The organism is Methylosinus sp. H3A, from assembly GCF_015709455.1.
Lineage (GTDB): Bacteria > Pseudomonadota > Alphaproteobacteria > Rhizobiales > Beijerinckiaceae > Methylosinus.
In genome coordinates this window covers 4,271,167-4,287,439 of the sequence record NZ_JADNQW010000005.1, presented here as the reverse complement: position 1 = coordinate 4,287,439, position 16,273 = coordinate 4,271,167, and the positions used below count along the sequence as shown (strand labels likewise).

General features: G+C 66.2%; 17 protein-coding genes. 8 read left to right on the top strand and 9 right to left on the bottom strand.

The annotated features are described in order from the left end of the window. Positions 1-21: 21 nt before the first annotated feature. The 3 genes from IY145_RS22825 to IY145_RS22815 are packed head-to-tail and all read right to left on the bottom strand — an operon-like array spanning position 22 to position 4,045. Complete coding sequence (locus IY145_RS22825) at positions 22-585, bottom strand: DUF6163 family protein (RefSeq protein WP_196410294.1); 564 nt, start codon at positions 583-585, stop codon at positions 22-24. Between the two features lie 26 nt (positions 586-611). After that, positions 612-2,129, bottom strand: a complete 1,518-nt coding sequence (gene trpE, locus IY145_RS22820; RefSeq protein ID WP_196410683.1) for an anthranilate synthase component I — start codon at positions 2,127-2,129, stop codon at positions 612-614. A gap of 5 nt (positions 2,130-2,134) precedes the next feature. After that, complete coding sequence (locus IY145_RS22815) at positions 2,135-4,045, bottom strand: SurA N-terminal domain-containing protein (RefSeq protein ID WP_196410293.1); 1,911 nt, start codon at positions 4,043-4,045, stop codon at positions 2,135-2,137. Between the two features lie 243 nt (positions 4,046-4,288). Here IY145_RS22815 and IY145_RS22810 point away from each other — a divergent pair, with 243 nt between their 5' ends. From IY145_RS22810 to IY145_RS22795, 4 genes are all read left to right on the top strand, one after another. Continuing rightward, positions 4,289-4,732: a hypothetical protein gene (locus IY145_RS22810; RefSeq protein WP_196410292.1), complete on the top strand. Its 444-nt coding sequence runs from the start codon at positions 4,289-4,291 to the stop codon at positions 4,730-4,732. A gap of 223 nt (positions 4,733-4,955) precedes the next feature. Continuing rightward, the gene (locus IY145_RS22805; protein WP_196410291.1) at positions 4,956-5,471 is read left to right on the top strand and encodes a hypothetical protein; all 516 of its coding nucleotides are present in this window, start codon (positions 4,956-4,958) and stop codon (positions 5,469-5,471) included. 181 nt (positions 5,472-5,652) lie between these two features. Further along, a complete protein-coding gene (locus IY145_RS22800) occupies positions 5,653-7,386 on the top strand; it encodes an ABC transporter permease subunit (RefSeq protein ID WP_196410290.1) in 1,734 nt (577 codons plus the stop codon). A gap of 11 nt (positions 7,387-7,397) precedes the next feature. Continuing rightward, entirely contained in the window at positions 7,398-8,702 is a 1,305-nt protein-coding gene (locus tag IY145_RS22795; protein ID WP_196410289.1) for an AAA-associated domain-containing protein, read from the top strand. 9 nt (positions 8,703-8,711) lie between these two features. Here IY145_RS22795 and IY145_RS22790 read toward each other — a convergent pair whose 3' ends face one another. Then, entirely contained in the window at positions 8,712-9,155 is a 444-nt protein-coding gene (locus IY145_RS22790) for a CHRD domain-containing protein (RefSeq protein ID WP_196410288.1), read from the bottom strand. Between the two features lie 152 nt (positions 9,156-9,307). On the opposite strand from IY145_RS22790, the gene IY145_RS22785 reads away from it, so the two are divergent. Then, the gene (locus tag IY145_RS22785; RefSeq protein WP_196410287.1) at positions 9,308-9,640 is read left to right on the top strand and encodes a rhodanese-like domain-containing protein; all 333 of its coding nucleotides are present in this window, start codon (positions 9,308-9,310) and stop codon (positions 9,638-9,640) included. Between the two features lie 13 nt (positions 9,641-9,653). On the opposite strand, the gene IY145_RS22780 is transcribed toward IY145_RS22785, so the two are convergent. Further along, positions 9,654-10,520 (bottom strand): LysR family transcriptional regulator, encoded by an 867-nt coding sequence (locus IY145_RS22780; protein WP_196410286.1) that lies wholly within the window; start codon positions 10,518-10,520, stop codon positions 9,654-9,656. Between the two features lie 97 nt (positions 10,521-10,617). On the opposite strand from IY145_RS22780, the gene gstA reads away from it, so the two are divergent. Then, positions 10,618-11,235 carry a glutathione transferase GstA gene (gene gstA / locus IY145_RS22775; RefSeq protein WP_196410285.1) on the top strand — a complete coding sequence of 206 codons (618 nt, stop codon included), beginning with the start codon at positions 10,618-10,620 and terminating at the stop codon, positions 11,233-11,235. Between the two features lie 19 nt (positions 11,236-11,254). On the opposite strand, the gene guaA is transcribed toward gstA, so the two are convergent. Continuing rightward, a complete protein-coding gene (guaA, locus tag IY145_RS22770) occupies positions 11,255-12,856 on the bottom strand; it encodes a glutamine-hydrolyzing GMP synthase (protein ID WP_196410284.1) in 1,602 nt (533 codons plus the stop codon). A gap of 236 nt (positions 12,857-13,092) precedes the next feature. Here guaA and IY145_RS22765 point away from each other — a divergent pair, with 236 nt between their 5' ends. After that, the gene (locus IY145_RS22765; RefSeq protein WP_196410283.1) at positions 13,093-13,461 is read left to right on the top strand and encodes an endonuclease domain-containing protein; all 369 of its coding nucleotides are present in this window, start codon (positions 13,093-13,095) and stop codon (positions 13,459-13,461) included. Here IY145_RS22765 and IY145_RS22760 read toward each other — a convergent pair. Continuing rightward, on the bottom strand, positions 13,434-14,726 hold the full coding sequence (locus IY145_RS22760) for an RsmB/NOP family class I SAM-dependent RNA methyltransferase (RefSeq protein ID WP_196410282.1): 1,293 nt from the start codon (positions 14,724-14,726) through the stop codon (positions 13,434-13,436). The two genes, IY145_RS22765 and IY145_RS22760, sit on opposite strands and share 28 nt — an antisense overlap. Positions 14,727-14,931: 205 nt before the next feature. Here IY145_RS22760 and IY145_RS22755 point away from each other — a divergent pair, with 205 nt between their 5' ends. Continuing rightward, a complete protein-coding gene (locus tag IY145_RS22755; protein ID WP_196410281.1) occupies positions 14,932-15,075 on the top strand; it encodes a hypothetical protein in 144 nt (47 codons plus the stop codon). A 63-nt stretch (positions 15,076-15,138) separates the two neighbouring features. Here the strand turns inward: IY145_RS22755 and IY145_RS22750 are convergent, their stop codons facing one another. Both IY145_RS22750 and IY145_RS22745 read right to left on the bottom strand, forming a co-directional pair. Then, a complete protein-coding gene (locus tag IY145_RS22750; protein ID WP_196410280.1) occupies positions 15,139-15,756 on the bottom strand; it encodes a hypothetical protein in 618 nt (205 codons plus the stop codon). Beyond that, positions 15,756-16,001, bottom strand: a complete 246-nt coding sequence (locus IY145_RS22745; protein WP_196410279.1) for a hypothetical protein — start codon at positions 15,999-16,001, stop codon at positions 15,756-15,758. The genes IY145_RS22750 and IY145_RS22745 overlap by 1 nt, the downstream gene beginning before the upstream one ends. Between the last annotated feature and the right edge of the window lie 272 nt (positions 16,002-16,273).

Genomic DNA, 16,273 nt, shown 5'->3' with positions numbered 1-16,273 from the left:
TGCGGCGCAGCGTTTGCGCGCCTAATCGCCGAGCCGGCCGAAGAGGGCGCGCGCATGGCGTTGCAAGCGGCCGAGGACGCCGTCGACAGCCTCGAACTCGGGAGCGCGCCGCCTGCGCCGCTTCTCGCGCAGGCGCTGCGCCTCATAGTCCCGGCCGGCCTCATAGGTGAGGAAGAAATAGAGGCCGATGAGCGCCAGATCGAGGGCGATGAGCCAATAGCCGCCGGCGAAAAACCCCGGCACGCTCAAGGTCACGAATATTTGCGCGCCGGCGATGAGCAGCCACAGCACGCCGCCCCAGGGCGTCGCCAGCCAGAGCCCGACGCCGGCGACGAGATCGAGCACGGCGAAAAAGACGACCGCGATGGCGGCGTTGGTCGGGGCTTCGTCGAAGATCGGCTTGCTCGCGGTGAGCACGATGACCCATTGCATCACGCCCTGCAGCAGCCAGAACAGCGCCATTATCCGCATGAACAGCGTGAGCATATTGCCCCAGCGCGCAGCCGCCCCGGCCGCGCCCGCATCGCCGAGGCGGATCGGGCGGTGAGGGTCGTCGGCGTCGTCATAGAGCGAATTGTCGGTCACACGCGGCCTCTTTCGCTCGGGTCTCGCTACTGCCCGCGCCTGGCGCGCGTCGCGAAGCGCACCGCTTCCTCGGCGGCGCGGAACAGCGCCTTCGATTTGTTCACCGTCTCGCGATGCTCATAATCCGGATCGCTGTCATAGACGACGCCGGCGCCCGCCTGCACATGCATCTTGCCGTCCTTCACTATGGCGGTGCGCAGCACGATGCATGTGTCCATCTGACCGCCGGCGCCGAAATAGCCGATGCAGCCGCCATAAATGCCGCGCTTGTCTGTCTCGAGCTCGTCGATGATCTCCATGGCGCGCACCTTCGGCGCGCCGGAGACCGTGCCGGCCGGAAAGCCGGCGGCCAGCGCGTCTATGCAGTCGCGCGCGGGATCGAGCGCGCCTTCCACATTGGAGACGATATGCATCACATGGCTGTAGCGCTCGATCGTGAAACTGTCGGTCACGCGCACGGTTCCCGTCGCCGCGACGCGGCCGACGTCATTGCGTCCGAGATCGAGCAGCATCAAATGTTCGGCGCGCTCTTTCTCATCGGCGAGAAGATCGGCGGCGAGGCGCTCGTCCTCCGCCTTCACGGCGCTGCGCCAGCGTGTGCCGGCGATGGGGCGGATCGTCACTCTGCCCTCGGCGACGCGCACGAGAATCTCGGGCGAGGAGCAGACGATCTGGAAATCGCCGAAATTCAGAAAGCAGAGAAAGGGCGCCGGATTGACGCGGCGCAGCGCGCGATAGAGCGCGAAGGCGGGCAGGGTGAAGGGCGCAGTGAAGCGCTGCGACAGCACGACCTGAAAAATATCGCCGGCGCGAATATAGTCCTTGGCGCGCTCGACCATTTCCAGAAAACGTTCGGGCGTCGTGTTGGAGACGGGCTCCTCGGCGAGCAGCAGCGGATCGGCCTCGGCCTCGCGCTGCTCGAGCGGCGCCTCGAGGGTCGCGACCACGCCGTCGAGCCGCGCGAGCGCGGCCTCATAGGCGGCCTGGGCGGTAACGCCCGCCGCGGGCCGCGCCGGCGTCACGACGATGATCTCGTCGCGCACATTGTCGAAGACGACCATCACTGTGGGGCGCAGCAGTATGGCGTCGGGCACGCCGATCGCGTCCGCTTTGGCGGGCGGGAGGCGCTCCATCAGCCGCACAGTGTCATAGCCGAGATAGCCGAACACGCCCGCCGCCATGGGCGGCAGATGCGCGACCTCCTCTATCGCCGACGCGGCGAGCAGCTCGCGCAGCGCGTCGAGCGGCGGCTTCGCGCAGGGCTCGAAGGCGGCGGGCTCGCGCAGCGCGCGGCGATTGATCTCGGCTTTTTCGCCTCGGATGCGGAAGACGACGTCCGGATCGAGGCCGATCATCGAATAGCGGCCGCGCGCGGCGCCGCCCTCGACCGATTCGAGCAGGAAGACATTCGCCGGCCGCTCGCGCGCGAGCTTCAGATAGGCCGCGACCGGCGTCTCGAGATCGGCGACGAGCCGCGTCGCTACGAGCGAGGCGCGGCCCGCGTCATAGGCGGCGGCGAATTCGTCGAACGCCGGTTCCGACAATGCGCTCACTGGTTCTGATCCGCTCCGCCGGTCGCCGCCTGCAACGCATGCTCGTTGATCGAGACGTTGAAGACCTTCTCGAGCGCGCCGACATATTGCTCGAGAATATCATTGGTGAAGGCCGGCCGCAGCTGTTCCGCTGCCGCCTTCGCCTCGATCGAGGCGGGATCGTAAGCCGGCGTCGACGCGCTCTTGACCTGGAAAACGAGCCGTCCGCCCTCGACGGCGGCCGAGCCGGCGCCATGCGGCGGCGCGTCGAAGATCGCGACGATCGCCGCGGTCGAGAGCTCGGGATGCGGCGCGCGCTTCACGTCGTTCACATGTCGCGTCTCGGCGCCGGAGCCCTTGGCGACGTCCTCGATCGCCTTGCCGGCGCGCAGCTCCGCGGTGAGCGCATCGGCGCGCTCGGTCAGCGCCTTCTGCTGCTTCTCGCCGCGCAGGGCCGCCTCGACGGCCTCCTTCACCTCCGCGAAGCTGCGCTGGCGCGCCGGCTCCACTTTGGCGATCTCGAACCAGACATAACCGCCGTCGCGCGTCGGCACAGTGTCATTGTCGACGCCGACGTCGGAGGCGAAGATCGCCTTCAGCAGATCCTCGGAGCCGAACAGGCCCGCGATCTCCTTGCCGGCGGGGTCGAGGCCGGTCGAATCGACGGCCTCGACCGTCGTCACGTCGAGCCCGGCCGATTTGACGGCCTCGCCGAGCGCCTTGCCGCCGGTGCGCTGATCCTCGATCGCGTCATGCAGCTTGCGCACGGAGGGGACGGAACGCTCCCGCGCGATCTCGCGGCGCAGCTCGTCGCTCGCCTCTTCGTAGCTGCGGGTGAAGACGCTGGGGACGATCTTCTCGACCTGGAGAATGGCGAAGCCGAAGGCCGTCTGGATCGGGCCGACGAATCCCGGCTGAGGCGAGGCGAAGACCTTGTCGGCGATCTGCTTGTCGCCGAGGTCGCGCGCCTCGAGCAGGCCGAGGTCTATGTCCTTCTGCGAGAGCTTGCGCTCGGTAGCCAGCTGATCGAAGGCGAGGCCGCCGCCGAGCCGCTCCAGCGCCTTCTCGGCCTCATCCTTCGAAGCGAAGAGAATCTGGCGCAGATGGCGCTTCTCGGCCGTGCCGTAGCGCTTGGCCTTGACCTCGTCATAGAGCTTGCGCGCCTCCGCCTCGCCGATCTCCTGCGGCTTGGCGAGCGACGCCGGCGTCACCGTGAGCAGGGTGACCTTGCGATATTCCCGCGCACGGAAGCTCTGCTCGCGGTCGTCGAAATATTTCTTCAACTCCTCGTCGGTCGGCTTGGCGACTTCGCCGACGGCCGCGGCCGGAAGGAGGAAATAATCGATCTCGCGCGTCTCGCTGCGGAAGCGATGCAGCGCTTCGAGCACGAGGCGCGGCGGCTCCAGCCCGGCGACGATGGAGTCGGTGAGCTCCTTGCGCAGATAGCTGCCCTTCTGCTCGACGAGGAAGCTGCGCTCCGTATAGCCGGCGTCGCGGATGATCTGCTTGAAGCGGTCGGAGTCGAACTTGCCCGTGGGGCCCTTGAAGACATTCTCTTCGCGGGTGAGGCGCAGCGTCTCGTCCTCGGAGATGGCGAGGCCGAGCGCTTTCGCCTTCTGGTCGAGCGAAAGCTCGGTGATGAGGCGTTGCAGCACCTGCTGGTCGAGGCCGAAGCGGCGCGCCTCCTCATTGGTGATCGCGCGGCGGGCGCGCTGCTGCAGGCGGCGCAGCTCGTTCTGATAGGCGCCGCGGAAGGCCTCGACTGAAATTTCGCCGGAGCCCACCTTGGCGAGCCGCGTGGAGGTGAAGCCGCGGAACACGTCGCCTATGCCCCACACCGCGAAGCTCAGCGCGATGAAGCCCATGACGAGCCCGAGGACGATGCGGCCGATCCGGTGTTGCGAGGCGATGCGCAGGCCTTCCAGCATGATGTGGGGCTTCCCTTGGGCGTTGCGGTCTCCGGCTCTTTCGTGTGCTCACGGCCGGAATTGGCGCGGACTATAGGTAGCGTCGCCTCCACTTGCAATCTTGCCCTCGCCACCCTTTCGGGCGGGCTATGGCGTGGCGGCGATCGGCTGTGACGGCGGAACCGTCGTCGCCTCCGCACGTTTGGACGCCCTGGGGGGACGCCGCGGTCTCTCGCGTAGAGCTCGCGATACGGGAGTGTGCAAATGAACCTCACGAATCTGACCATGGGCGCGGTCGCGCTCGGACTCCTCGCTATGACGGTTCCGACGCTGGCTTTGCCCTCGGCGGTTCCGGCGCTCGCCGCCGGCGCGGCCTCAGATATCGCCAAGGCTCGTTATCAGGACTATCCGGGCTCGCGCGCCTCCAAGGCGACAAAAGGCCGCTCCTCCGCCTATAGCGGAAACTCGGCATTGCAGAAAAGCTGGAAATCCGGCAAGGCGCGCGTCGCCGGCCAGAGCGGTTCGCCAGGTCGCTCCGAGGCCCAAGGTCGCTCCGAGATCCAAGGTCGCTCGGCGCTTCAAGGTCGCTCGTCCAGCCAGGGCCGCTCCTCGGTCGGCGGGCATGGCATCGCGCCCTATAGCGACATTCCGCATCGCATCATGAAGGGCGGCGCTCACGGCTCTCACGGAGCGCCGGCCGCTCGCTGACCGCCGAAACCTCATGGCCCGCGCGGGCTCTGCGCGCCGCCGGACGCATTCGCTGCGCCGGCGGCCGTTCGGCGCGCGCGGCGCTTCTGGAAATCGCCATTTTAGAAATGGTTTGGGGAGACAAGGGCTCTGAGCGGCGCGGCGGCGTTAACGCTCGGTTAACCATGGGCGCGGAGACTCTTCGTCCTGAGACATCGCTGCGGCGTCGCTCAGGAGGTCTCCCATGTCGACGCCAGAGGCGCGCCGAGCAGCGTCCCATTCGCGGCCCCACGGCATTCGGCTTTCGTGGCTTCTCGGTCTCGTCGCTTTGTCTGTCGGGGCGGGGGCGACGGCCGGCTTTCTCCTCGGCGCGCGCACCGGGGTCAAGGACGCGCTCCACGCCGCGCAGAGCATAGACGCTCAGACTCTCGCCAAGGCGCTCGACTGGAAGCCGGAGGTTTCTGTCGGCCTCGAGCAGCGTCGCGAGATCGCCCGCCTGCTCGACGAAGCGCGGACGACGCGCGCGCTCATCGAAGCGCTTCGCCATGACGAGGAGGCGTTGCGCGCCGGGACGCGGCTGCGCGCGCTGGAGTCTGCCCGCGATTTGGGCGCGACGCGGCTGGAGCGGCTCGAGTCGCGGCTCGATCGGCTCGAAAATGTGCGGATCGATCCCATGCCGACCGGGTCTGTCGCGCCGAGGGGCGAGTTCCGCCGGGACGCCCGCCCGGCGCCCGGCGCCAGCGCGCGGGACGGCCGCTGATCTCTGGTCGCGCCGACACGCAATCGTCACACGCCTTGGCCATTGGACGGCGGCGCTTCGGCGCCGTTCGATTCCGCGCGCTCGGGAGGTGACGGAAACGGCTGGCCGTGCGACATCCTCTCCCGCCGGGGCTCAGCCCGCCGGCGTTCTCGCGCCTCGCTTCGCCGAAAGCCGGTCGTTCATGCTGAATAGTTTCGTCTCGCTCACTGCGCTCGGCCGCCGCACACTGCCCAATCTCTGGGACTTCGTCGCCCTAGGCCTCGTTCTCGGGGTCTTCGCGCTCGCCGCCCTCGGCTGGCGCGGCATGGCGATGCCGCTCGAGGCGCCCGAGACCGCGCAATTGACGCTCGATTATTCGGCGCTGCCCTATTACGGCCTGCGCACGACGCTGCGCATGTTCGCGGCGATCGGCTTCTCGCTGCTCTTCACGCTGCTCTATGCGACTCTCGCCGCCAAGAGCCGACGCGCCGAGATGATCCTCGTGCCGCTGCTCGACGTGTTGCAATCGGTGCCGGTGCTCGGCTTTCTCTCCTTCACTGTGACCTTCTTCCTCGGCCTCTTCCCGGGCTCGACGCTCGGGGCGGAGGGCGCCGCCATTTTCGCGATCTTCACCAGCCAGGCCTGGAACATGGCCTTTTCCTTTCACCAGTCTCTGCGCACCGTGCCGCGCGATCTCGACGAGGTCGCCGCGAGCTTCGGCCTCACGCCCTGGCAGAAATTCTGGCAGCTCGAGGCGCCTTTCGCCATGCCGGGCCTCATCTGGAACATGATGATGTCCATGTCTGGGGGCTGGTTCTTCGTCGTGGCCTCGGAGGCGATCACGGTCGGCGATGTGAATGTGCGCCTGCCGGGCGTCGGCTCCTATCTCGCGCTGGCGATCGAGAGCAAGCGCATCGACTGCGTCGTGGTGGCGGTCGTCGCCGTGGCGCTCATCATTCTCGCCTATGACCAATTGCTGTTTCGCCCCATCGTCGCCTTTTCGGGAAAATTCCGCGTCGAGCTGTCGGCCTCGCAGGACGAGGCGGAGAGCTGGGTGCGCGACCTCTTCGTCCGCACGCGTTGGCTGCGCGTCGCCGCGGCCTGGCCGGCCGCGCTGCTCCGCCGCGCCTCGCTGTGGAAGCTGGCCTTGCCCTTTTCGGCGCCGCGCATGCCGCAGAGCCGCCGGGCGGTCGTCGTCTTCGATGTCGTCTGGTTCGCGGCCATCGGCGCGGTCTTCTTCTATTCGCTCTTCCTCGTATTCGAATTCGTGCGCAGCGCCGTCAGCGTGGACGAGTTCCGCCATGCGCTGCTGCTGACCTTCTACACGCTGATCCGCGTCGTCGTGCTGATCGCGCTGGCGACGCTCGTCTGGGTTCCGATCGGCGTCTGGATCGGCCTGCGCCCCCGCGTCGCCGAGAAGATCCAGCCGCTCGCGCAATTCCTCGCGGCCTTTCCGGCGAATGTGCTCTTTCCCATCGCCGTCATCGGCATTCTCACCTTCCGGCTCGATCCCGACATATGGCTGTCGCTGCTGATCATCTTCGGCACGCAATGGTATATTCTCTTCAACGTCATCGCCGGCGCCTCCGCCTTTCCCAATGATCTGCGCGAGGTCTCCGCCAATTTCCGCATTCGCGGCTTCGCCTGGTGGAAGAATGTCATTCTACCGGCGATCTTCCCCTATTACGTGACCGGCGCGCTCACCGCCTCGGGCGGCTCGTGGAACGCCTCCATCGTCGCCGAATATGTGAAATGGGGAAACGACACGATAGAGGCGCAGGGCATAGGCGCCTATATCGCCGCGGCGACGGCGGCCGGCGACTATCCGAAGATCGTGCTCGGCGTCTCGATGATGAGCGTCGTGGTCATTCTGTTCAACCGGCTGTTCTGGCGCCAATTGTTCGGCTTCGTCGAACGGCGCCTGCGCCTCTCCTGAAGGGTTCCGCCATGTCCGCGACAAAAGCGCCTCTGCTCGAGCTCCGCAACGTCTTCCAGGCCTATGGTCGCTCGAGCGGCGAAAAAGGCCCGATCGTGCTCGACGATATTTCCCTGCGGCTCGACGATGGCCAGATCGTCGGCCTGCTCGGCCGCTCGGGCTGCGGCAAATCCTCGCTGCTGCGCATCGTCTCCGGCCTCGCGCGGCCGACCGGCGGCGAGGTGCTCTATCGCGGCGAGAAGGTGGACGGCCCGGTCGACGGCGTCGCCATGGTGTTTCAGAGCTTCGCGCTGTTTCCCTGGCTCTCCGTGCTCGCCAATGTGGAGCTCGGCCTGCGCGCCAAGGGCGTGCGCGAGGCGGACGCGCGCCGCCGCGCGCTGAAGGCGATCGACATCATCGGCCTCGACGGTTTCGAGAACGCTTTTCCCAAGGAGATTTCCGGCGGCATGCGCCAGCGCGTCGGCTTTGCGCGGGCGCTCGTCGTCTCACCCAATATTCTGCTGATGGACGAGCCCTTCTCGGCGCTGGACGTGCTGACCGCCGAGACCCTGCGCACCGATCTGCTCGATCTGTGGGTGGAAGGCCGCATGCCCATCAAATCCATATTGATGGTCACGCATAATATCGAGGAGGCGGTGCTGATGTGCGACCGCATCGTCGTGCTCTCCTCCAATCCGGGCCGCATCGCCGCGGAAATCCGCGTGACGCTGGCGCATCCGCGCAATCGGCTCGATCCCGAATTCCGCCAGCTCGTGGACCAGATCTATGCGCTGATGACGCGTCGCGCCGAGCCGCCCAAGCGCGAGGGGACCTTCCCGGGCCTCGGCCTCGGCATGGCGCTGCCGACGGTCTCCACCAACACGCTCGCCGGCATGATCGAGGAGGTGGCGGCGCCGCCCTATGACGGCAAGGCCGATCTGCCGGCGCTGGCCGACAGCCTGCAGCTCGAGATCGACGATCTCTTCCCCGTCGCCGAGACTTTGCAGCTCCTGCGCTTCGCCGAGCTCGCCGAGGGCGACATCAAGCTGACGACGGCCGGCAAGCGCTTCGCTGAGATGGACGTCGATCAGCGCAAGAAGCTGTTCGGCGACCATTTGCTCGCCTATGTGCCGCTGGCGCAGCGTATCCGCCGCGTGCTCGACGAGCGGCCGTCGCATTACGCGCCCGCCACGCGCTTCCGCGAGGAGCTCGAGGATTATATGAGCGAGGATTATGCGGAGATGACGCTGCGGAGCGTCACCACCTGGGGCCGCTATGGCGAGATTTTCGCCTATGACGAAGGCGCGCAGACCTTCAGCCTGGAAAATCCGCAATAAGCGCGCCCGTCACCGCACGCGGTTCAACTGCCCGCGCAGCTCGCCTTCCGGATGCTTGGACGAGTGGATGTTGAAATACCATTGGCCATCTTCCAGCTGCTTGACCTGCTTGGCGTCGAGCGTCGCCGAGCCCTGGAATGTCTCCTCAACGGCCTCGACCGGCAGCACCGGCGCGGCTTTCTCGCCGGCCTTGGCGGGCCCGTGGAAATGCGCCTTCAGCTCCTGGCCCTCGAGGCCGACAAAATAGCCCTTCCAGCTGATTTTCCGCGTCTTGGGATCCAGCGTGACGGCGATGGAGCCGACGCCCTTGCTCGCGCTCGGCGGATTTTCCGCCCCGCCGCTGAGATCGCCCTTGAACATCTGCACTTCCGCCGCGGCGGGAAAGGCGGCGAAGGCCAGAGCGACTGCGGCCGCGAGCGCGAGCGATGCATTCAGCGATGCGTTCCTGGACATTTGTGGAGCTCCTGTGTCAAATGGCGGAAACAACGCCCCCGAGGGCTTGCCACCTAACGCGCCCGCGCGACGCTTCAAGCCGCCCGCCTGAGCCTTTACGGCCGCGGCGAGAGAGCCGACCGCACGGCCGCGCCTCGATTTGGGAAGACGACATGGCCGACTGGTATAATGAGATCAGCCTCGAGGATTTGAAGAGCGGCATTGCCGACAAGTCGATCATTCTGGTCGATGTGCGCGAGGCGGACGAATACGCCCAGGGTCATATCGACGGCGCGCTGTTCGTGCCTCTGTCCGCCTTCGATCCGACCAAGATTCCGACGCCGGCGGAGGGGCAGAAGGTGGTGATCTATTGCCGCTCCGGCAAGCGCTCGGTGAACGCCATGGAGCAGGCCCGCCTCTTCGGCCGCCGCGACGTGAGCACGCATTTCGGCGGCGGCATCATCGGCTGGCAGAAGGCCGGGGAGCCGGTGGTCACGGGGATGTGACGGGGCCGCAGGCTCACGTTTTTGCCTGCAGTAGATCCATGAAGAGCCGCGCGGCGCGCGAGGGCGTGCGTCCCGGCGCGGCGGCCAAGCCGAATTTGCGGTAGAGCGGCGGATCGAGCCGCGCGACACGTAAGCCCTTCCGCTTTTCCGGCAAGGTCGACTCGGGCGCGAGGCCGACGCCGACGCCTTCGCGGACGAGCGCAATGGCGCTCGTCCAGTCGCGCACCTCCATTCGGATATTCGTCAAAGACAAGCCGGCATGTTCGGCGAGCGTGCGCGCATGGATATGGCATCCTCCGGTCGCGAGCACGAAAGGCTCCGCCGTCAGTTCGGCGAGCGACACGGATGATCCACGTCGCGCCAGACGATGAGAGGAGGGCAGAACGCAGACCCAGGCGTCCCGCCCAATCGTGATCGTGTTTCTCTCTGGTGGCGGATTCAATACGACGCCGAGGTCCACCGATCCCTCGTCGAGCCAGATTTCGACCTCCCGATCATCCGTCTCCAGCGCGATCACGTCTATGTCGGGGTGGAGCGTGCGGAAGCGCCGGAGCAGGGGCGGCAGAAAGGTCGCGAACACGCTGGGGAAGGCGGCGATGCGGAGCGCGCCGAACTGCTCCCCGGCCGCGAGCGCCGCTTCTCGGCGGATCGCCTCCACATGAGTGAACGCCGCGCGGGCGTGCTCGAGAACGCGTTCTCCGAACGCCGTCAGCTCGATTCCGTTTGCTTTCCTCACCAATAATTTGACGCCGAGACTCTCCTCCAGCGCCGCGAGCGCCTGGCTCAGGCCGGACTGCGTGACGCCGATCGCTTCGGCCGCGGCGGTGATGCTGCCGGATTCCGCTACGGCGATCAGGCCGCGGAGCTGTGTCAACTTCATATTAGAGCTGCTTATATGAGAAATCTTTTACCGTAATTTTTCTTCTCCACTGCGCCATGTCAACATGCCCGCGTCCTTCTTCGACGGAGATGTCTGGATGAAGCTGTATTTTGCCGCCGGCGCCTGCTCTTTCGCTCCGCATATCGCGTTGCAGGAGCTGGGGCTGCCTTACGAGCTCGTACGGGTGAACAATCGAACCAAGAGGACGTCGGAGGGCGGCGATTTCTGGACGGTCAATCCGAAAGGCTATGTCGCCGCGCTCCGCGTGGGTTGTGGCGAGACGCTGACAGAAGGGCCGGCGATTCTCCAATTTCTCGCCGATCTGAAACCGGAGGCGGGGCTCGCGCCGCCGAACGGCGAATTGGAGCGCGTGCGTCTTCAGGAATGGCTCAACTTCATCGCCAGCGAGCTTCACGCCGGTTCGAGCCCTTTGTTCGATCACGCGTTGCCGAAGGCGGCTCGAGAGTTCTTCGAGGCGCGACTGTTCAAGCGTTTCGATTGGCTCGATTCGGCATTGGTCGACCGTCCATTTCTAATGGGTGGGGCCTTCACGGTCGCCGACGCCTATCTCTTCACCGTGCTCGGCTGGATGCCGCGCTTCTCGATCGATCTCGGGCGTTGGCCGAAGATCGGCGCCTATGTCGCGCGGATTGCCGCGCGCTCTTCCGTGGAGGCGGCGCGGGCTCGCGAGGCGGCGATCCCTGCGGTCGAATGACCGTAGCGGCTCGAAGCCCTCACTCCCACTCGATCGTCCCCGGCGGCTTGCTGGTCACATCGTAGACCACGCGATTCACCCCGCGCACCTCATTGATGATGCGCGTCGCCGCCCGGCCGAGGAAATTCATGTCGAAGGGATAGAAATCCGCCGTCATTCCATCGGTGCTCGTCACGGCGCGCAAAGCGCAGACATGGTCGTAGCTGCGGCCGTCGCCCATCACGCCCACTGTGCGCACCGGCAGCAGCACGGCGAAGGCCTGCCAGATCACGTCATAGAGCCCGGCCTTGCGGATCTCGTCGAGATAGATGGCGTCCGCCTTGCGCAAAATCTCCAGCTTCTCGCGGCTGATCCCGCCGGGGCAGCGGATGGCGAGGCCGGGGCCGGGGAAGGGGTGGCGGCCGACGAAAGCCTCTGGCAGGCCGAGCTCGCGGCCGAGCGCGCGCACCTCGTCCTTGAACAATTCGCGCAAGGGCTCGACGAGCTTCATATTCATGCGCTCGGGCAGGCCGCCGACATTGTGATGCGATTTGATCGTCACCGAAGGCCCGCCGGAGAAGGACACGCTCTCGATGACGTCCGGGTAGAGCGTGCCCTGCGCCAGAAATTGCGGCGCGCCGCGGCCGTCTGCGGCGATCTTCCTGGCCTCTTCTTCGAAGGTCTCGATGAAGAGGCGGCCGATCGTCTTGCGCTTGACCTCCGGGTCCTCGACCCCTTCCAGCGCTTGCAGGAACAGCTCCTGCGCCTCCACATGCACGAGCGGAATGTTGTAGTGATCGCGGAAGAGGGTGACGACCTCCTCCGCCTCGCCGCCGCGCAGCAGGCCGTGATCGACGAAGACGCAAGTGAGCGCGTCGCCGATCGCCTCATGGATCAGCACGGCCGCGACGGCGGAATCGACGCCGCCCGAAAGCCCGCAGAGCACGCGGCCGGCGCCGACTTGGCGGCGCACGGCCTCGATCGCCTCGCCGCGAAAGGCCGACATGGTCCAGTCGGATTTCAGCCCCGCGACATTATGGACGAAATTGGAGATGAGCTTGGCGCCATCCGGCGTATGCGCCACCTCGAGATGGAATTGCACGCCGTAGTAGCGGCGGGCCTCGTCGGCGATGGCGCCCATTGGGGCGTTCTCGGAAGCGGCGATGACGCGAAAGCCTTCCGGCAGGCGGGTGACGCGGTCGCCATGGCTCATCCATACGGGATAGTGGCCGCCCTTTTCCCACACGCCGGAAAAGAGCGGGCTCTCCTCGACGACGCCGATCTCGGCGCGGCCGAATTCGCGATGATGGCCGCCCTCCACCGCGCCGCCCAATTGCGCGGCCAGCAGCTGCTCGCCGTAGCAAATGGCGAGCACGGGGATTTTCGCGTCGAAAATGCTCTGCGGCGCACGCGGCGAGCCGTCCTCGGTGACGGAGCAGGGGCCGCCGGAGAGGATCACCGCCTTGGGGCGGATTTCGGCGAAGGCGCGCTCGGCGCTCTGAAAGGGCGCGATCTCGCAATAGACGCCGGCCTCGCGCACGCGCCGCGCGATGAGCTGCGTCACCTGCGAGCCGAAATCGACGATCAGCAGCTTGTCGTGGCGATCGGCGATGTCGTGGTGGAAGCTCTCAGTGGCGGTCATGCTGGTCTTTCGTGTGTGGGGGCGGTTGCGGTTCTGACTAACTCCCGCGGTCGGTCATGCGCAAGAGCGCGGCGTGCCCCCTCCCCAACCCTCCCCCGCTACGCGGGAGAGGGGGCAGATTGCGCGCTTCATCGAAATTGCGCAAAAAATGTCTGTAGAACAACGACCGCGCCGTTCTTCCCCTCTCCCGCGCAGCGGGGGAGGTGGCGAGCGTAGCGAGCCGGAGGGGGCCCCGGATGCGACAGACACGCCTCATGACGAAGCGCGCAAGGAGTCTCAGACGCAAGCTGACGGACGCGGAACGTAAGCTCTGGTACGCTTTGCGCGCGCATCGACTCGCAGGCCTGTCCTTCCGCCGCCAAGCGCCTTGCGGGCCGTTCATCGCAGATTTTCTCTGCGCCGAAGCGTGGCTCGTGGTCGAAGTGGATGGGGCCACTCATTCGACCGAAGAAGAAATCGCCTACGACAGGCGTCGTGACGAATGGTTCGCCGCCAATGGTTATCGTTTGCTGCGCGTGACCAATTCGGAAATCTATCGAAGCCTCGACGGCGTCTGTGAGACGATAGTTTCTGCCGCTCACCCGCGCTTCAGCACGCACACATAGAACCCATCCGTCCCCGCCCTGTGCGGCGTCAGGCGAATGCCTGCCCCGAGCGGCGAGGCGAAGCGCGCCAGCTCCGGCAGCCCGGCCTTGGCCGCCGCCTCCTCGGCCGGAACGGCGGAAAAATCCGCATGATCGGCGAGAAAGCGGACGATCTGATCCTCGTTCTCGTCGCGCAGCAGCGAGCAGGTGACATAGACGATCCGTCCGCCGGGCTTCACGAAGCGTGGCGCCTTGTCGAGCAGCTCCCGCTGCTCGGCGATGCGCTCCTCGAGCGCGCCGGGGGCGATGCGCCATTTGGCGTCCGGATGGCGTCGCCAAGTCCCGGTTCCGGTGCAGGGCGCGTCGATCAGCACCAGGCCGCAGCGGGCCTCGAGATCGGCGAGGACATCGGCCTGCCCGCGCGGGGCGCGGACCTGCACATTCCGCGCGCCGGCCCGTTCGAGGCGCGGATAGATGGGCGTGAGGCGCCGGCCATCGTCGTCGAAAGCGTAGATTTGCCCGCGATTGTGCATCTGCCCGGCGAGGGCCAGCGTCTTGCCGCCGCCGCCGGCGCAAAGGTCGAGCGCCTGCTCGCCGGGCTCGGCGGCGCAGAGCAGGGCGGCGAGCTGCGAGCCCTCGTCCTGCGGCTCGACGAGGCCTTTGACATAGGCGGGCTCGGCCGTGAGCGCCGGGCCGCGCCCCTTGGCCGGCGGCGCGATGCGCAGGCCGAGCGGCGAGAGCGGCGTCGGCTCGGGGGAAAGATGCGCGAGACGGCGCAGAGCGTCCTCGCGCGAGGATTTCAAAATATTCACGCGCAGATCGACCGCCGCGCGTTCGGCGAGCGCGCGGCCCTCATCGGCGGCGGACTCGCCGAAGGCCGTCTCGAAGCGCTCGGCCAGCCACTCGGGATAGTCGCCGCGCACATAAGCCGGCGCGCCTTCGAGCGTCACTGTGGCGAGGCGCTCGCGTTCTTCGTCCGTGAGCGGGGCGGAGGCGTGGCCCTCGCCGGAAAACAGCGCCGAGATTTCCTCTCCCGTGAGGCCGCGCGCCTCACGCAGCGAGCCGATCACGACGGCCCGCGGCGTTTCCGCGCCCATGAGAAAGGCCGCAGAGGCGCGCTTTCGCAGCGCGTCGAAGACGAGGCTCGAAATGGACGCGCGGTCCTTGGAGCCGGCGAATCTGTGGGAGAGACCCCAATCCTTGATCGCATCGGCCGCGGGACGGCGGCGCTCGGCGAGTCCGGCGAGGATTTCAATGGCGGCGGAGATTTGGGCGGCTGGCGTCATGGTCGGTCCAGCTTTACGGCCTCTGGGGCCCGCAGGCCAGCGCCTGCACGCCCCTCGAGAGCAGATAGCGCGTGGAAAAACAAAAAGTCTCAGAAAATAGCCATGGTCGCGCTCATGGCCACATTCTGGCCTCAATGGCCTCGCTCAAGTCATGTTGCGCCGCGAAAATCACGGCATTTTCCACCCCCCATCGACGGAAGCCAAAATGCGCTCTCTTCGTCCGCTCGCCGCTATTCTGATCGCCCTTTCGCTCGCCGCCTGCGCGGCGCAGTCGCAGCCCGACCTGACCCCGCCGCCGAAGAAGCCGCTCGACGCGAAGACGCAGCTCGAGACCGGCCGCAAATATTGATTTTCGCTTCGCCGTCGCGGGTCGTCAAAAGACGATCCGCGCGGCGAAGATCGCCCCTCAGCGTCATTCCGCGGACGAGGATGCGTCCGCGTAGAGCAGCGCCAGCAGTTTCGCCGACAATTCTTGCGTCGACAGGCCCAGAGCGAAGGCGGTCTGTCGATAGTCGCCGTTGAAGCGGCGCAATGTGCGCAGGACCAGGCGGCGTTCAACGGCCTCGATCGAATAGCCGATGAGCATATCCACGGCTATGTCCGCAGTGTCGAGCGGAATTTGTCCGTGATTTTGCGTAGGTTGAGCGGCGGCGCGATCGATCGCATCCTCCTCTCCGGCGATCAGCAGGATTCGGCTTTGGTCCGAATCCCCGTCCGTCGGAATGCGAGGACGTTTGCTCCGATCGGCTCCCATCGGCTCGCCCTTCGACGCCAGCGAAAATGCGACAGGATCGCCGACGGAGAGATAAGGTCCGTCTTCGTCGAACCGCACCAGAAATTGCGGCGCGAGGCCCTGGAAATCGACGGCATAGACGAGCGTCAGCTCCGCGCCGAGCGCCCGCAGCCTGACGCGGCGATATTTGCTCTGATCGTCGCCGGATCGCCGGCTTCCCGATTCTTCGTCACGACGCAGTCCACGCCGTCCGAAGGGCGTTGCGCTGGCGCAGGCGCGTGTGGAGCGGCCCGACATCAGGCGCCTCCTCGCGCCTGCCAGCCCGCATAGACGCCGACAACCGCCGCCACGAAGACCAGCGCCGCACAAGCGGCCCCTCCGGCCGCCAGAAGCCCGACGACAGCGCCGGAGATCGCGGCGATCATCATTCCGGTGACAGTGTCCGACACGCGGATATCCCCGGCCTCGAGGTCGCCGGGGCGCGCGCGCTCGTCCGGGACAGCAAGCTCGTTGCTGCCTAAGGTCGAAGGGAAAGAAGACATTTTTTCATTCCCGCGTCGGCGCTGGGCGGCAGCGTCGAACTCTCGATTTCGCGGCATAAACGGTCCTTTGTGACCATAACTAGCGCGTAAAAATCCTGTGACATCGTGCGCATGTTAGCATTGTAATTACAGGATTATTTTAACCGAGCGCATATTTCAAGGCGCTGGAAAGAAAGGACCGATTTTGTCAAGCCTTTCTGTCTCGTAATGAGATTGATTGGTAGACAAAAACCGATTCTTTACGCTGTAACGGCGCTATTTTGGCATCGAGA

Excerpts from the sequence above, each read along its gene's own strand:
- IY145_RS22780 (WP_196410286.1), bottom strand. The coding sequence starts at position 10,520 with ATGAAGTTGACACAGCTCCGCGGCCTGATCGCCGTAGCGGAATCCGGC.
- gstA (WP_196410285.1), top strand. The coding sequence starts at position 10,618 with ATGAAGCTGTATTTTGCCGCCGGCGCCTGCTCTTTCGCTCCGCATATC.
- IY145_RS22790 (WP_196410288.1), bottom strand. The coding sequence starts at position 9,155 with ATGTCCAGGAACGCATCGCTGAATGCATCGCTCGCGCTCGCGGCCGCA.
- IY145_RS22815 (WP_196410293.1), bottom strand. The coding sequence starts at position 4,045 with ATGCTGGAAGGCCTGCGCATCGCCTCGCAACACCGGATCGGCCGCATC.
- IY145_RS22760 (WP_196410282.1), bottom strand. The coding sequence starts at position 14,726 with ATGACGCCAGCCGCCCAAATCTCCGCCGCCATTGAAATCCTCGCCGGA.
- IY145_RS22785 (WP_196410287.1), top strand. The coding sequence starts at position 9,308 with ATGGCCGACTGGTATAATGAGATCAGCCTCGAGGATTTGAAGAGCGGC.
- IY145_RS22810 (WP_196410292.1), top strand. The coding sequence starts at position 4,289 with ATGAACCTCACGAATCTGACCATGGGCGCGGTCGCGCTCGGACTCCTC.
- guaA (WP_196410284.1), bottom strand. The coding sequence starts at position 12,856 with ATGACCGCCACTGAGAGCTTCCACCACGACATCGCCGATCGCCACGAC.
- IY145_RS22805 (WP_196410291.1), top strand. The coding sequence starts at position 4,956 with ATGTCGACGCCAGAGGCGCGCCGAGCAGCGTCCCATTCGCGGCCCCAC.
- IY145_RS22750 (WP_196410280.1), bottom strand. The coding sequence starts at position 15,756 with ATGTCGGGCCGCTCCACACGCGCCTGCGCCAGCGCAACGCCCTTCGGA.
- IY145_RS22765 (WP_196410283.1), top strand. The coding sequence starts at position 13,093 with ATGCGACAGACACGCCTCATGACGAAGCGCGCAAGGAGTCTCAGACGC.
- IY145_RS22795 (WP_196410289.1), top strand. The coding sequence starts at position 7,398 with ATGTCCGCGACAAAAGCGCCTCTGCTCGAGCTCCGCAACGTCTTCCAG.
- IY145_RS22755 (WP_196410281.1), top strand. The coding sequence starts at position 14,932 with ATGCGCTCTCTTCGTCCGCTCGCCGCTATTCTGATCGCCCTTTCGCTC.
- IY145_RS22745 (WP_196410279.1), bottom strand. The coding sequence starts at position 16,001 with ATGTCTTCTTTCCCTTCGACCTTAGGCAGCAACGAGCTTGCTGTCCCG.
- IY145_RS22800 (WP_196410290.1), top strand. The coding sequence starts at position 5,653 with ATGCTGAATAGTTTCGTCTCGCTCACTGCGCTCGGCCGCCGCACACTG.